Source organism: Nocardioides pollutisoli, assembly GCF_040045055.1.
Taxonomy (GTDB): domain Bacteria; phylum Actinomycetota; class Actinomycetes; order Propionibacteriales; family Nocardioidaceae; genus Nocardioides; species Nocardioides tweenelious.
Genome location: NZ_JBDZDU010000001.1, coordinates 951,923 through 965,355, shown reverse-complemented (window position 1 = coordinate 965,355; position 13,433 = coordinate 951,923). Strand labels below are relative to the sequence as shown.

Genomic DNA, 13,433 nt, shown 5'->3' with positions numbered 1-13,433 from the left:
CATGTCCGGATCCTTCTCCTCCCTCAACACCGCGCTCTCGGCGCTGCGCTACCAGCAGACCGCTCTCGACGTCGCGAGCACCAACATCGCGAACGCGTCCACCGATGGCTACGTACGTCGCCGCGCGCTGGGTCAGACGGTCGGCGCGGCCGCGGCCCCGGCCCTGTGGTCGCGGTCGAACGAGGTCGGCAGCGGCGTCCAGTCGTCCGGTGTCGAGCGGATGGTCGACCCCCTGATCGACACCCGGGTCCGCCGCGAGCACGCCCGCCAGAGCTTCCTCGACACCAAGGCCGACGCCCTGACGCGCGTCGAGGGCGGCATCGCCGAGCCCGGTGACTCCGGTGTCTCTGCGGCCCTCATCGACTTCCGCAAGGCCCTTCACGACCTGGTCAACGCTCCCGGCAGCGATGCCGCACGCAGCCAGGTGGTGTCCTCGGCGGCCGTCGTCGCCGACTCCTTCAACATCCAGGCGCGCAACGTGTCCGACGAGGCCGGCGACCAGCGGGCGCGCGCGCTCGAGTCCCAGCAGCAGGTCAACGACCTCGCCACCCAGCTCGCGGCGACCAACAAGATCATCGCGACGGCCAAGGCGAACGGCACCGACACGTCGACGCTGATGGACTCGCGCGACCAGATGGCGCTCAAGCTCGCCGAGCTTACCGGCGCGACCGCTACCCAGCGGTCCGACGGCGGCATGGACGTGGCCATCGGGGGAGTCTCGCTGGTCAAGGGGTCGACCGCGGGGTCCCTCGAGATCACGGCAGGCATCGACTCGTCGGGCGCTGCCGACGGCTCGCCCGTCGCCTTCACGGTGCACCCGGCCGACGGCACGGCCGACACGGTGGTCAGCGTCGAGGGCAGCCTGGGCGCGAGCGCCGAGCTCCTCAACGTCACCCTGCCGAACTACCTCGCCCAGCTCGACGGGATCGCCCAGAGCTTCGCGTCCGACCTGAACGCCGCCCAGATGGGCGGCCAGGACGCCAACGGCAACGCGCCGGCGAAGGCGCTCTTCACCGGGAACAGTGCGGCCACCATCCAGGTCACGGTCGGTTTCACGCTCAGGGACGTCGCCGCGGCCGACCCCCTCGTCGGCGGTAGTGACTCCTCGAACGCCGACAAGATGGCAGACGCGATCACGGTCGACGACGACTACCAGCGCCTCGTCAACGGCTTCGGCAGCGACGTCGCCTCGGTCAAGCGGCTCTCTGACAACCAGCGCGCGATGTCGACCCAGATCGACGCGTCGCGCGAGCAGCTGGCCGGCGTGAGCATCGACGAGGAGACCGTCAACATGGTGATGGCCCAGCACTCCTACGAGGCGGCCGCGCGGGTGATGACCACCGTCGACGAGATGCTCGACACCCTGATCAACCGGACCGGGATGGTGGGTAGGTAATGAGCCTCATCCGGATGACCCAGAGCATGCTGAGCCACCAGGCGCTCGGCGGCATGCAGACCGCCATGGGCCGCGTCGCGAAGGCGCAGGAGCAGCTCACCACCGGGCGCATCATCAACCGGCCCTCCGACGATCCGAGCGGCGCCACGACGGCCATGAGGATCCGGTCCTCCATGGCCATGCAGGACCAGTACGTGCGCAACGGCGACGACGCGGTCGGCTGGCTGAACCAGGCCGACGGCACCCTGACGTCGGTGACCGACCAGGTCCGCCGGGCCCGCGAAATCGCACTCCAGGGCGCCAACGACGGTGCGATGGGCCAGGACGCGCGGGACGCGCTGGCCACCGAGATCGACCAGATCCGACAGGGTCTGGTCAGCTCAGCCAACACGACCTACCTCGACCGACCGATCTTCGGCGGCCTGACCGCGGGCGGTCGGGCCTACGACTACCAGGTGCCCGGGGACTCGAGCACCCAGGTCGACTTCATCGGCCTCTCGGACCCCAACGGCGTCGTCCGCACGATCGCCGACGGTGCCAAGGTCCGGGTCGACGTCGAGGGGCCCGATGTCTTCGGCCAGCCGAACGACACGGTGTTCGACCACCTGACCGCGCTCGCCGCCTCTCTGCGGTCCGGCAACACAGCCGGGATCACGAGCGCCGTGGACTCGCTGGCGGTCGACGGCACGCGTGTCACCAACGTGCAGGCGGAGATCGGTGCCCGCACGAACCGGGTCGAGCGGGCTCAGAGCGTGGCGACCGACAGTGCCCTCTCGCTCAAGTCCTCGCTGTCCGAGGTGGAGAACACCGACCTCGCCAAGGCGACCGTGGATCTCGGTCTCCAGAACGTGGCCTACCAGGCGGCGCTGGGTGCGACCGCGCGTGTGATTCAGCCGAGTCTGCTGGACTTCCTGCGATGATGACTGACACCCGAGTCGCTGGAGGAGTCGTGACCGAGAGTCCCGCCATCGAGATCCCGGTGATCGAGATGGTGCGCCCGATGCCGGGCTTCCCCGACCACCGACGGTTCGCCCTGGTGCAGTTCGACGCCAGCAGCGACCTGTGCAGCCTGACGTCGCTCGACGAGCCCGACCTGCGGTTCCTGGTCGTCCCCCCGAGCGCCTTCTTCCCCGACTACGCCCCCGAGGTCGGTGACGACGTGGTCGAGGACCTCGGCATCGGTGAGGCCGCGGACGTGCTCGTGCTCGTCGTGCTCACCCCGGGCGCCTCGCTGGAGGAGACGACGGCCAACCTCGCCGCTCCGGTGCTGGTCAACCCCGCGACCCGGCGGGCCGGCCAGGTCGTCCTGGACGAGCTCGGACTGCCGGTGGCGGCCCCGCTGCTCGGTTGATCCGGGTCCGCCGGGCTACGGTGGGCACATGCTGGTTCTGAGTCGCCGCGCAGGCGAGAGCATCGTGCTCGGTGACGACATCACCGTGACGGTGCTCGAGGTGCGCGGTGACGTGGTCCGGATCGGCATCGACGCGCCGCGGTCGCTCAAGGTCCACCGGGCCGAGCTGCTCGCCCAGCTCGAGGAGAGCAACCGCCAGGCCGCGTCCCCGAGCGACGATCTCGTCGCCCAGCTCTCCGAGGCCCTGGGCCGCGACCGCGACTGACGCCACGCCGGCCTTGGTTGCCGTCGTCGACGTCGGGGAATAAAGTTGTCCTCGACAACCTTTTACCCAGCGTGAATCGAGCTTCCGTGTCCCAGGCGTCGTCCGTGCCCACCTCTGCTCCGGCCTCCGTCGAGGAGTCCGGGGAGATGACGCACCGCCAGATCATGGAGGCCCTCAGCGGCCTCCTGCTGGCGATGTTCGTCGCGATGCTGTCGAGCACCGTCGTCACCAACGCGCTGCCTCGCATCATCAGCGACCTGCACGGCACGCAGACGGGTTACACCTGGGTCGTCGTCGCGACCATGCTCGCGATGACCGCGACCACCCCCATCTGGGGCAAGCTCTCGGACCTCTTCAGCAAGAAGCTCCTGGTGCAGACGGCTCTCGTCATCTACATCATCGGCTCGCTGATCGCGGCGTTCGCGCCGTCGATGGGGGTGCTCATCGGGGCCCGCGTCGTCCAGGGGCTCGGCGTCGGCGGCCTGACCGCGCTGGTCCAGGTCGTGATCGCGACGATGGTGCCGCCGCGCGAGCGCGGTCGCTACTCCGGCTACACGGGTGCGGTGTTCGCGCTCGCGACCGTCAGCGGTCCGCTGATCGGTGGGGTCATCGTCGACTCCTCGCTCGGCTGGCGCGGCTGCTTCTTCGTCGGCCTGCCGTTCGCGATCGTCGCCTTCTTCCTGCTCCAGAAGACCCTGCACCTCCCGGTCATCAAGCGTGAGGTCCACATCGACTACCTCGGCGCCACGCTGATCGTCGCCGGTGTGTCGATCCTCCTGGTGTGGGTCAGCCTCGCCGGCAACCAGTTCGCCTGGCTGTCCGCCACGACCTTCCTGCTCGTCGCCGCCGGCCTGCTCGTGATCGCCGCGGCGATCTACGTCGAGGCCCGGGTCGCGGTCGAGCCGGTGATCCCGCTGCGTCTCTTCAAGGACCGCACCATCGCCCTGGCCACCACCGCGTCGGTCATGGTCGGTGTCGCGATGTTCGGCTCCACGGTCTACCTGAGCCAGTACTTCCAGACCGCGCGCGGCATGTCCCCGACGCACGCCGGCCTGATGTCGATCGCGATGGTCGGTGGCCTCTCGCTCTCGAGCGTCATCAGCGGACGGATCATCAGCAACACCGGCCTGTGGAAGCGGTTCCTGGTCGGCGGCATGGTCCTGGTCGTCGTCGGCCTCGGGCTGCTCAGCACCATCGACGAGACCACCAGCCTGGTCGCGATCGGCACCTTCATGGCGATCCTCGGCATCGGCCTGGGCTCGACCATGCAGAACCTCGTGCTCTCGGTGCAGAACAACGTCAAGATGTCCGACATGGGATCCGCCAGCTCGGTCGTCTCCTTCTTCCGCTCGATGGGCGGCTCGATCGGCGTCTCGGTCCTCGGTGCGGTGCTCGCCCACCAGGTGGCCGCCAACATCGCGACCGAGAGCGGCGGTGCCGTCGACCACTCCAGCCACGACGTCCCCGACCTGTCGACGCTCTCCGGCCAGGCGCTCGCCATCGTCGAGCAGGCGTTCGGGCAGGCCTTCGGCCACATCTTCCTGGTCACCACGCCCTGCGCGTTCATCGCGCTGGTCTGCGTCCTCTTCATCAAGGAGGTGCCGCTGCGCACCTCCAACATCGAGGCAGACGCGGAGGCCGACCCGCTGGTCGCCGCCGAGCTGCACAGCGCGATCGTCAGGAACTGACGCCATGGTGACCGCGCGTACGACGGGCCGCACCGACCTGCTCCAGGGACTGGAGCAGGAGGTCGGCGTGATGATCCGCCGGATCCGCCGGGTGATCGGGGAGCGCGCCCGGGCGGTGCACCCGGACCTGCAGTCCTCGTCGTACCTCATGCTCTCCTGGCTGGAGCAGCACGGCCCGATGCGCGCCTCGGCGATGGCTGAGTCGTTCGGCATCGACAAGGGTGCGATCAGCCGGCAGGTCCAGCACCTGATGGACCTCGGTCTCGTCGACCGCGCGCCCGATCCCGAGGACGGCCGGGCCACCCTGGTCTCGGCCAGTGCCGTCGCCGAGGCGCGTCTCGCCGACGTGCACGGCGACCGACGCCGGTGGCTCGACGAGAAGCTCGGCGACTGGTCGAGCGACGACCTCGCCCGGCTGGTCGACCTGCTGGGCCGCTACAACACGGCCCTCGACTCCTAGGGTCTCGATACGCCGGTCACGCCCTCCTTCGTCGGGCGTGCGCCTACTCGACCTGGCTGCTGGGTCCCGGCCTTCGCGAGCCCAGGCCGGGGCAGCTCACACCAACCAGACGGCGGTGTCGGCCGGCAGCTCGTCGGTGACCGGACCGCTCGCAAGGCGGATCTCGCCGTCGGGCAGAGCCACCGGCTCGGTGCCGCAGTTGAGCACCACGGTGACCGGGCCGCGCCTGAACGCGAGCACGTCGGCGCCCAGGTCGAGCATCTCGATCTCGGCACCCGCGGTGGTCGCGAACGTACGCCGGACCGCCAGCGCTGTCCGGTAGAAGCTCAGCGTCGAGTCGGGGTCACCCTGCTCGGCCTCGACCGTCACGCCGGCCCAGTCGGCCGGCTGCGGGATCCACGGCTGGCCCGTCCCCGGTCCGAAGCCGTACGGCGCGGTGGTGCCGCTCCACGGGATCGGGACCCGGCAGCCGTCGCGACCGGGCTCGCCGGTGCGGAACCAGGACGGGTCCTGCCGGAACTCCGGCTCGACCTCGACCTGCTCCAGCCCGAGCTCCTCACCCTGGTAGAGGTACGACGACCCCGGGAGCGCGAGCATCGTCATCGTGGCGGCCTTCGCGCGGGCCAGGCCGAGCGCGCCGCCGCCGTACCGGGTCGGGTGGCGCTCGACGTCGTGGTTGCTCAGCACCCACGTCGGCGACGCACCGACCGGGCGGACGGCGTCGAGAGTGCCGGTGATGACCTCGGCGAAGGCCTTCGCGGACCACGGGGCCAGCAGCCAGGCGAAGTTGAAGGACTGGCTGAACTCGTCGGGACGGATGTAGCGGGCCATCGACTCCGCGGTCGGGGTCCACGCCTCGGCGACGTCCATCCGGTCGCCGTCGTACTCCGCGAGGACCTGGTGCCAGCGCCGGTAGACGTCGTGCACCTCGGGCTGGTCCCACATCGGCTGGTCGAGCGTCGGGACCTGGACCATCGAGTCCGGCGCCGGCGCGGGGGTGACGACCTCGTCGCGCAGGCCCTCCTCCTTGAAGAGGCCGTGGGCGACGTCGACCCGGAAGCCGTCGACCCCGCGGTCGAGCCAGAAGCGGAGCACGTCGACGAACATGTCGCCGATCTCCGGGTTGCGCCAGTTGAGGTCGGGCTGGGACGAGTCGAAGAGGTGGAGGTACCACTGGCCGTCCTCGACCTGGGTCCAGGCCGGGCCGCCGAAGACGGACTGCCAGTTGTTCGGCGGCGTGCCCGGTGCGCCCGCGGGACTGTCGCGGAACATGTAGCGCTCGCGCTCGGGGCTGCCGGGGGCGGCGGCCAGGGCGGCCTGGAACCACACGTGCTCGTTGGAGGTGTGGTTGGGCACCAGGTCGACGATCACCTTGAGGCCGAGATCGTGGGCGGTCCCGATCAGGTCGTCGGCGTCGGCGAGGGTGCCGAAGAGCGGGTCGACGTCGCAGTAGTCGGCGACGTCGTAGCCGTGGTCGTGCTGCGGTGACGTGTAGAACGGCGAGAGCCAGAGCGCGTCGACCCCGAGGTCGCGCAGGTGGGGGAGCCGGGCGGTGATGCCGGGCAGGTCACCGATGCCGTCGCCGTTCGCGTCGGCGAAGCTGCGGGGGTAGATCTGGTACGTGACGGCGTCGCGCCACCACGGGACGTCGGTCTTTTGATCGTTCAAAACCATGCGCTCCATCCTAGACAGCGTCGAACTGGCCCGGGGCGATGGTCACCCACAGGTGCTCGGCGCACCCGACGACACGTCCGTCGGCGTCGTACAGCGTCGACGTCGTGAACGTCTTGCGGCCCTCCTGGCTGCGGGCCAGACCGACCACCACGTGCTTCTCGCCGACGATCGGCAGCGTGTCGAGGCGGGCGGTCATCCGGGCCAGCACCATCGGCCGGTCAGCGAGGTCGCCGGCCCAGCCGCCGATGCAGTCGAGCGCGGCCCAGGTGGCCGGGAACAGCTCGTCGGCGAGGGACGCGTCGGGGACCCAGGTCGCGGCGTAGCGGGTCTCGCCGTCGACCTCGACCGGACCCGGGAAGATCCGCAGCCCGTCGCCCGGGGCCCGCTCGGGTCCGCACACGAAGCAGCTCGGGAACGGGTGCGAGCGCAGTCCGGGGAACGCCGCCTCGGCGGCCGCGGCGTCCTCCGGCGAGACCGGGTCGACGACGGTGGGTTCGGTGTCCGCGGGCTCGGCCAGCGCGACCGTCTCCCCGTCGACCGACACGCTCGTGACGTCGCCGTCGGTCATGACCAGCATCGCGGTGTCCAGCGGCGGGGGTCGGCGCAGCGACACGCTCACCGTCGGGGCGCCGGTGGTCAGCGCCGCCAGGGCGCCGGCCGTCCAGCCACCGTTGCCCGAGGACGGCGGGCCGCAGAAGCGGTGGGGCACCAGCAGGTCAGTCATCGGAGTCACGCTGGCATGCGACGGGGCTCCGCGCCAACCCTGCTCGCGGCCCAGCAGGCGAGCCCGAGCATCAGGAGGAGGAGCACGACGTTGTGGCCGTACTTCTCCTGCTGCGTCACGTGTCCGATCGGAGTGGTCCAGAAGGCGAAGCACCCGGCCGCGATCACGGCGCCGCCGGCCAGGGCGAGCACGTGCGCCTGCCCCCACCCGTCGCGCCGCGCGAGACGTCGTACGACGACCACGGTGGCGAGCGCGAGCGCGATCACGAGCGCCGTGCCGATCCGGGTCGGCGGGATCGCCACCCATCCGATCATCGCCGCGAACGCGCCCGATCCGACCAGCAAGGGATGCGGCACCGACCCGGCCTCGGCGACCCTCTGGCGCCGGCCGACGACGACCGCCGCGACGACCAGGGCGAGGGTGACGACGGTGCAGCCGACCAGCTGGCCCCAGGTCGCGCTGGCCTCGTCGGTGTCGTAGGCGTCCTTCAGCACGAGTGCGGAGGCGCCCAGGTAGAGAAGAGCGACGACGACGGTCATGGCCGGTCCGAGCCACGGAGCGTCCCGGCGGCCGGGCGTCAGCGTCTCGACGAGCGCGATGGGCGAGCCGATGCTGAGGATGACGTGCCCGCCGACGAAGGACACGGCGAGATAGATGCTGAGCCCGATCGGTGCGAGGTAGGTCGGGGCGGACATGTCCTGCCAGTAGGGGATGTCGCGGTAGTCCGTGCTCCACATCGACTGGTCGACGATCCCGGCCTCGATCACCCCGAAGGCGGCGGCCAGCAGCAGGATGCCGGTCCAGCCGAGCCCCCGTCGTCGGGCCACGTCGCGGATCAGCAGCGCGGGGGCGCCGTACAAGGGGGAGAAGACGATCAGGTTGCCGATCAGCGTGCCGGGGTGGCCGGTGCTGTCGTCGTAGCCCCAGAGGTACTCCGCGCAGATCGGCGCCAGGACGAACAGTCCGAGCGCGGGGAGCCACGCGGTCCGGCTCACCGGATCTCCTCCCACCGGTCCAGCGCCTCGCGGCGCTCGGCGGCGTGGTCGACGATCGGGTCGGGGTAGTCGAGCGCGAGCCGGTCCTCGGGGGCCGGGTCGTGGGGGTCCGCGGCGTCGGCGAGCTCGGGCACCCAGCGGCGCACGTAGTCGCCCTGGGGGTCGAACTTCTTCCCCTGGCTGGTCGGGTTGAAGACCCGGAAGTACGGCGCGGCGTCGGTGCCGCTGCCGGCGGTCCACTGCCAGCCGTGCTGGTTGGAGGCGAGGTCGCCGTCCACCAGCCAGGTCATGAAGTGGCGTGCGCCGTGCTGCCACTCGAGGTGGAGGTCCTTGACCAGGAAGCTGGCCACGATCATGCGCACCCGGTTGTGCATCCAGCCGGTCGCCCGGAGCTGGCGCATCCCGGCGTCGACGACCGGGAAGCCGGTCCGGCCCTCCTGCCAGGCCGCGAGCTGGTCGCCCGGCTGGTCGTAGCGCATCCGGGCGAACTCGGGCCGGAGGTAGTCGCGCGCGGTCTCCGGCCGGGCGGCGAGCACGTCGGCGTAGAACTCCCGCCAGGCCAGCTCCTTGCGGTAGGTCGCCGCGCCGTCGCTGCGCAGCCGGGCCAGGTCGGCCAGCATCGTGCGGGGGTGGATCTCGCCCCACTTCAGGTGCGGCGACATGAAGGAGGTGCCCGCGACCGCGGGTCGGTCGCGCTCCTCGGCGTACGACCCCACGTGCTCGAGGAAGTCGGCCCAGCGCTGTCGTGCGGCCGTCTCTCCTGCCTCGGGCAGCGTCAGGCCGTCGGGGAGCGGGGCGTCCGGCGGGTCGATCGAGTCCGCCAGGGTGAGCCACTCGACGTCGACCGGGGCGTCGACCGGCCCCCGCCAGCCGTGCTCGCCCCAGGCGCGGTGGAACGGCGTGAAGACCTTGTAGGGCTCACCGGCGCCGCTGGTCACGCGGCCCGGGGAGACGGCGTACGGCGAGCCGGTGCGCACCAGCTCGATCCCGTGCTCGGCCAGCGCCTTCTCGACCTCGGCGTCGCGACGGGCGCCGTACGGACCGAAGTCGGCCGCGACGTGCACCCGCTCGGCACCGACCTCACGGGCTGCGGCGACCACGCGGCGCACCGGGTCGCCCTCGACCACGACGAGCGGCAGGTCGAGCGCCCGGAGGGAGGCCGAGAGGTAGCTGCGGCGACTCGGCCCGGCCGGCTCCCAGAGCGCCGGGTCGACGACGAAGAGCGGGAGGACCGGGCCGTCGGCGACGGCTTCGAGCAGGGCCGGGTTGTCACCGACTCGCAGGTCGCGGCGGAACCACATGACGGTGTTCGTTGCGGAGGGCATCGCGGACCAGCCTGCCAGCGCATGGGCCGATAGGACAGAATGTGCAGGTGAGCGATCTGATCGACACCACCGAGATGTACCTCCGGACCATCTACGAGCTGGTCGAGGAGGACATCGTCCCGCTGCGTGCCCGGATCGCGGAACGACTGCACCAGAGCGGCCCCACGGTGTCGCAGACCGTCGCCCGGATGGAGCGTGACGGCCTGGTCACCGTCCAGGGCGACCGGCACCTCGAGCTGACCGACGAGGGCATGCGGCTCGCGACCCGGGTGATGCGCAAGCACCGCCTCGCGGAGCGGCTCCTCACCGACGTGATCGGCCTCGACTGGGAGCTCGTCCACGAGGAGGCGTGCCGCTGGGAGCACGTGATGTCCGAGACCGTCGAACGCCGCCTGCTCAAGCTGCTCGACCACCCCACGGAGTCGCCGTACGGCAACCCGATCCCGGGCCTCGACGAGCTGGGCGAGAGCTCGGTCGGCGAGGTCTTCATGGAGGGCGTCGAGACGCTGTCGTCCGCGGCCGGAGCCGACGAGGGCCGGGTGCTGGTCCGCCGCATCTCCGAGGAGATGCAGAAGGACGAGATCCTGATGAGCGCGATGCGTCGCGTGGGTGCGCTGCCGGACAAGACGATCACGGTCGTGGCGACCGAGGCCGGCGTCCTGGTGGGCTCCGGCGGGGAGACCGCGGAGATCGTCCCGGAGGCTGCCGACCACATCTTCGTCCGGCGGCTATGACCCGCCGACGGGCCGCGTGGCAGGCAGCACCGAGTTTTGTGGATTTCTCGTGCATATCTTGTGGGTTTGACGTGGATGGACCGGGGGTAGGTTCGCCCTGATCGTGGCCGCGCGGCCGCGCTCGGGGGCCTGCCGCTACGGCAGTGGAAAGGTAGTGATGGTGATCATCGAACTCGACGAGACCGTTCAGGTCCGCCGTGAGCGCGTGGTGGTGATCAATCACGGTCAGACGCAGCTCGATCGGGGGCTCGAGCACCGCGAGACCGTGGTCCTGCGCACCGCCGGTGGCGACTTCTACGCCGCCCGGGTCGAGGGCATCGAGTTCGAGCCCGAGGACACCGTCTACACCTTCGAGGTCAGCTCCCGGCTGACCGAGGACCTCGCCCTGGAGCGGGTGGCTGGTCTCGACCCGGCCGTCCACGACCTGGCGCTCCACGAGGTCGTCGACCTGCTCGGCGAGCTCTCCCGCGAGCACCGCGCCTGCTGAGCCTCGTCCTTCTCCTCAGCCCGCGAGTGCGCTGAGGAACTCGCTGCACCCGTCCTCGACCTTGCAGGTCGCCAGCGGGTCACCCCGGGTCACGCCCCGGTTGACGATCACGACCGGGATGTCGTGCTGCGCAGCGCGCCGTACGAAGCGGAGCCCGGACATCACCGTCAGGCTGGAGCCCGCGACGAGCAGTGCGCCGTCGCTGTCCGCGAGCGCCTCCACGGCGGCGTAGCAGCGGGCCACCCGGGGTGCCGGCACGTTCTCCCCGAAGAACACCACGTCGGGCTTCAGCACACCGTCGCAGTCCGGGCAGCCGGGGACCACGAACCCGGCGGTCTCCTCGAGGTCGACGTCGCCGTCGGGGCGCACCGCCACGTCGGCGTACCGCTCGGCGAAACCGGGGTTGAGCTCGCCGAGCCGCTCGTGGAGGCTCGCCCGGGTCGAGGTGGTGCGGCAGCTGAGGCACACGACGTCGGCGATCCGGCCGTGCAGCGCGACCAGCCGCGGCGTGCCGACCCGTTCGTGGAGCCCGTCGACGTTCTGGGTGATCAGCAGCTCCGGCGCGAGGCGGGCGAGCGCGCGGTGCCCGTCGTTGGGGTCGGCCCGGCGCATCCGGCCCCAGCCGATGTGGCTGCGCGCCCAGTAGCGCTGCCGGGCCTCGGGCCCGGAGACGAACTCCTGGTAGGTCATCGGCATCCGGGCCGGCGAGTTCGGCCCGCGGTAGTCCGGGATGCCGGAGTCGGTGGAGAGCCCCGCCCCGGTGAGGACGACGAGCGGGCGGTCGCGCAGGAGGTCGAGGGCGTCGATCAACGGGCGTAGCGGAGCTCGGCGCGCGCCTTGGCCTTGGCGGCCTCGACCTCACGGTTCTTCGGCGGCGCGGTGGTGACCAGGTCGTCGAGCAGGTGCTCGGTGAGGTGGGCGATCTCGCGCACGGCGCGGTAGAACGCCTCCTCGTTGGCCTGCGACGGCTTCGTCGTCCCGCTCACCTTGCGCACGTACTGCAGCGCGGCGGCGGAGACCTCGTCGCTGGTCGCCGGGGGCTCGAAGTTGTTCAGCGGGCGGATGTTGCGGCACATGCTCCGAGCGTACGTCGCGAACGGCGCGGTTTCCCGACCTGTCAGCATGGCCGCATGCCTGCTGCTCGTGAGCTCGACCTGGTCATCTTCGGCGCCACCGGCTTCACCGGTGAGCTGACGGCGGAGTACCTCGCCCGGCACGCGCCGGCCGGGCTCCGGTGGGCACTGGCCGGGCGCAGTCCCGAGAAGCTCGAGACGGTGCGGCACCGGCTCGCGGCGATCGACCCGGCCCTCGCCGACCTCCCGCTGCTGCGGGCCGACGTCAGCGACCCGGGCTCCCTGGCAGACATCGCAGGACGCGCACACGTCGTGATCACCACGGTCGGGCCCTACCTCGCCTACGGCGAACCGCTGGTCGCCGCCTGCGCGGCGGCCGGGACCGACTACGTCGACCTCACCGGTGAGCCGGAGTTCGTGGACCGGATGTACCTCCAGCACCACGCGACCGCCGAGCGGACCGGTGCCCGGATCGTGCACGCGTGCGGCTTCGACTCGATCCCGCACGACCTCGGCGTCCTCTACACGCTGCAGGAGCTGGCGGCATCGGGGCCGATGACGGTCCGTGGCGTGGTCCGGGCGTCGGCGATGGCCTCCGGCGGGACCTTCCACTCCGCGATGGGTGCCTTCTCCGGTGCCCGCCGGGCCAGCGCCGTCTACAAGGAACGTCGCCAGGCCGAGCCGCGTCCCGAGGGTCGCCGCTCCCGGGCGGTCGGCGGCAAGCCGCACCGCGACCCGCTGCTCGGCTACTGGTTGCTGCCGCTCCCGACCATCGACCCGGTGGTGGTGGCGCGGAGTGGTGCCGCGCTCGCGTCGTACGGCCCGGACTTCCGCTACTCCCACTTCGCCGGCATGAAGAAGCTGCGCTCCGCCGTCGGTGCGGCCGGCCTGGTGGCCGGGGTCTTCGTCACTGCCCAGATCCCGCCGCTGCGTCGCCTGGCGCTGGGCCGGATCAAGCAGGGCGACGGACCGGACGCGAGCCGCCGGGCGAAGTCGTGGTTCACCGTCGACTTCGTCGCCGAGGCCGAGGGTCGCACCCTGCACACCCGCGTCTCCGGCGGCGACCCGGGCTACGACGAGACGGCCAAGATGCTCGCCGAGTCGGCGCTGTGCCTGGCCTTCGACGACAACCCGACGACGGCCGGCCAGGTCACCACCGCCCAGGCGATGGGCGTGAACCTGCTCGCCCGCCTCCAGGCGGCCGGGATCCGGTTCGAGGTCGTCGACTGAACGCAGGGTGGGGCCACGCACCTGACGTAGG

At 71.2% G+C, this 13,433-nt stretch carries 15 protein-coding genes; 9 read left to right on the top strand and 6 right to left on the bottom strand.

Annotation, left to right across the window (positions count from 1 at the left end; genetic code table 11):
* Position 1: 1 nt before the first annotated feature.
* The 6 genes from flgK to ABLE68_RS04655 all read left to right on the top strand — a co-directional run bounded on the left by flgK (position 2) and on the right by ABLE68_RS04655 (position 5,160).
* Entirely contained in the window at positions 2-1,396 is a 1,395-nt protein-coding gene (gene flgK, locus ABLE68_RS04680; RefSeq protein ID WP_348870103.1) for a flagellar hook-associated protein FlgK, read from the top strand.
* Between the two features lie 14 nt (positions 1,397-1,410).
* Positions 1,411-2,316, top strand: a complete 906-nt coding sequence (locus tag ABLE68_RS04675) for a flagellin N-terminal helical domain-containing protein (RefSeq protein ID WP_348870102.1) — start codon at positions 1,411-1,413, stop codon at positions 2,314-2,316.
* Positions 2,317-2,345: 29 nt separating this feature from the next.
* Positions 2,346-2,747, top strand: a complete 402-nt coding sequence (gene fliW / locus ABLE68_RS04670; RefSeq protein WP_348870101.1) for a flagellar assembly protein FliW — start codon at positions 2,346-2,348, stop codon at positions 2,745-2,747.
* Positions 2,748-2,775: 28 nt separating this feature from the next.
* Positions 2,776-3,012, top strand: a complete 237-nt coding sequence (csrA, locus tag ABLE68_RS04665; RefSeq protein ID WP_348870099.1) for a carbon storage regulator CsrA — start codon at positions 2,776-2,778, stop codon at positions 3,010-3,012.
* A gap of 104 nt (positions 3,013-3,116) precedes the next feature.
* Positions 3,117-4,700 (top strand): MDR family MFS transporter, encoded by a 1,584-nt coding sequence (locus ABLE68_RS04660; protein WP_348870097.1) that lies wholly within the window; start codon positions 3,117-3,119, stop codon positions 4,698-4,700.
* Positions 4,701-4,704: 4 nt separating this feature from the next.
* Positions 4,705-5,160: a MarR family winged helix-turn-helix transcriptional regulator gene (locus tag ABLE68_RS04655; protein WP_348870096.1), complete on the top strand. Its 456-nt coding sequence runs from the start codon at positions 4,705-4,707 to the stop codon at positions 5,158-5,160.
* Between the two features lie 96 nt (positions 5,161-5,256).
* On the opposite strand, the gene ABLE68_RS04650 is transcribed toward ABLE68_RS04655, so the two are convergent.
* From ABLE68_RS04650 to ABLE68_RS04635, 4 genes are read right to left on the bottom strand one after another with little or no spacing between them, the layout of a single operon-like run.
* Positions 5,257-6,834 carry a glycoside hydrolase family 13 protein gene (locus tag ABLE68_RS04650; protein ID WP_348870095.1) on the bottom strand — a complete coding sequence of 526 codons (1,578 nt, stop codon included), beginning with the start codon at positions 6,832-6,834 and terminating at the stop codon, positions 5,257-5,259.
* Positions 6,835-6,844: 10 nt separating this feature from the next.
* Entirely contained in the window at positions 6,845-7,558 is a 714-nt protein-coding gene (locus ABLE68_RS04645) for a hypothetical protein (protein WP_348870094.1), read from the bottom strand.
* 5 nt (positions 7,559-7,563) lie between these two features.
* The gene (locus tag ABLE68_RS04640) at positions 7,564-8,553 is read right to left on the bottom strand and encodes a hypothetical protein (RefSeq protein ID WP_348870093.1); all 990 of its coding nucleotides are present in this window, start codon (positions 8,551-8,553) and stop codon (positions 7,564-7,566) included.
* Positions 8,550-9,878, bottom strand: a complete 1,329-nt coding sequence (locus tag ABLE68_RS04635; RefSeq protein WP_348870092.1) for a cryptochrome/photolyase family protein — start codon at positions 9,876-9,878, stop codon at positions 8,550-8,552. The genes ABLE68_RS04640 and ABLE68_RS04635 overlap by 4 nt, the downstream gene beginning before the upstream one ends.
* A 47-nt stretch (positions 9,879-9,925) precedes the next feature.
* Between ABLE68_RS04635 and ABLE68_RS04630 the strand changes: the two genes are divergently transcribed.
* Together ABLE68_RS04630 and ABLE68_RS04625 are read left to right on the top strand one after the other, a co-directional pair.
* The gene (locus ABLE68_RS04630) at positions 9,926-10,612 is read left to right on the top strand and encodes an iron-dependent transcriptional repressor DtxR (protein WP_348870091.1); all 687 of its coding nucleotides are present in this window, start codon (positions 9,926-9,928) and stop codon (positions 10,610-10,612) included.
* 157 nt (positions 10,613-10,769) lie between these two features.
* Entirely contained in the window at positions 10,770-11,099 is a 330-nt protein-coding gene (locus ABLE68_RS04625) for a hypothetical protein (protein ID WP_348870090.1), read from the top strand.
* A 15-nt stretch (positions 11,100-11,114) separates the two neighbouring features.
* On the opposite strand, the gene ABLE68_RS04620 is transcribed toward ABLE68_RS04625, so the two are convergent.
* Together ABLE68_RS04620 and ABLE68_RS04615 are read right to left on the bottom strand one after the other, a co-directional pair.
* Positions 11,115-11,909, bottom strand: coding sequence for a Sir2 family NAD-dependent protein deacetylase (locus tag ABLE68_RS04620; RefSeq protein ID WP_348870089.1), 795 nt, complete (start codon positions 11,907-11,909; stop codon positions 11,115-11,117).
* Entirely contained in the window at positions 11,906-12,175 is a 270-nt protein-coding gene (locus ABLE68_RS04615) for a DUF2277 domain-containing protein (RefSeq protein ID WP_348870088.1), read from the bottom strand. Before ABLE68_RS04615 ends, ABLE68_RS04620 begins: the two co-directional genes overlap by 4 nt.
* A gap of 54 nt (positions 12,176-12,229) precedes the next feature.
* Between ABLE68_RS04615 and ABLE68_RS04610 the strand changes: the two genes are divergently transcribed.
* Positions 12,230-13,402, top strand: a complete 1,173-nt coding sequence (locus ABLE68_RS04610; RefSeq protein ID WP_348870086.1) for a saccharopine dehydrogenase family protein — start codon at positions 12,230-12,232, stop codon at positions 13,400-13,402.
* Positions 13,403-13,433 lie beyond the last annotated feature (31 nt).

Coding starts and splice junctions, on each gene's coding strand:
- flgK (WP_348870103.1), top strand. CDS start 2: ATGTCCGGATCCTTCTCCTCCCTCAACACCGCGCTCTCGGCGCTGCGC.
- ABLE68_RS04675 (WP_348870102.1), top strand. CDS start 1,411: ATGACCCAGAGCATGCTGAGCCACCAGGCGCTCGGCGGCATGCAGACC.
- csrA (WP_348870099.1), top strand. CDS start 2,776: ATGCTGGTTCTGAGTCGCCGCGCAGGCGAGAGCATCGTGCTCGGTGAC.
- ABLE68_RS04655 (WP_348870096.1), top strand. CDS start 4,705: ATGGTGACCGCGCGTACGACGGGCCGCACCGACCTGCTCCAGGGACTG.
- ABLE68_RS04650 (WP_348870095.1), bottom strand. CDS start 6,834: ATGGTTTTGAACGATCAAAAGACCGACGTCCCGTGGTGGCGCGACGCC.
- ABLE68_RS04645 (WP_348870094.1), bottom strand. CDS start 7,558: ATGACTGACCTGCTGGTGCCCCACCGCTTCTGCGGCCCGCCGTCCTCG.
- ABLE68_RS04635 (WP_348870092.1), bottom strand. CDS start 9,878: ATGCCCTCCGCAACGAACACCGTCATGTGGTTCCGCCGCGACCTGCGA.
- ABLE68_RS04625 (WP_348870090.1), top strand. CDS start 10,770: ATGGTGATCATCGAACTCGACGAGACCGTTCAGGTCCGCCGTGAGCGC.
- ABLE68_RS04615 (WP_348870088.1), bottom strand. CDS start 12,175: ATGTGCCGCAACATCCGCCCGCTGAACAACTTCGAGCCCCCGGCGACC.
- ABLE68_RS04610 (WP_348870086.1), top strand. CDS start 12,230: ATGCCTGCTGCTCGTGAGCTCGACCTGGTCATCTTCGGCGCCACCGGC.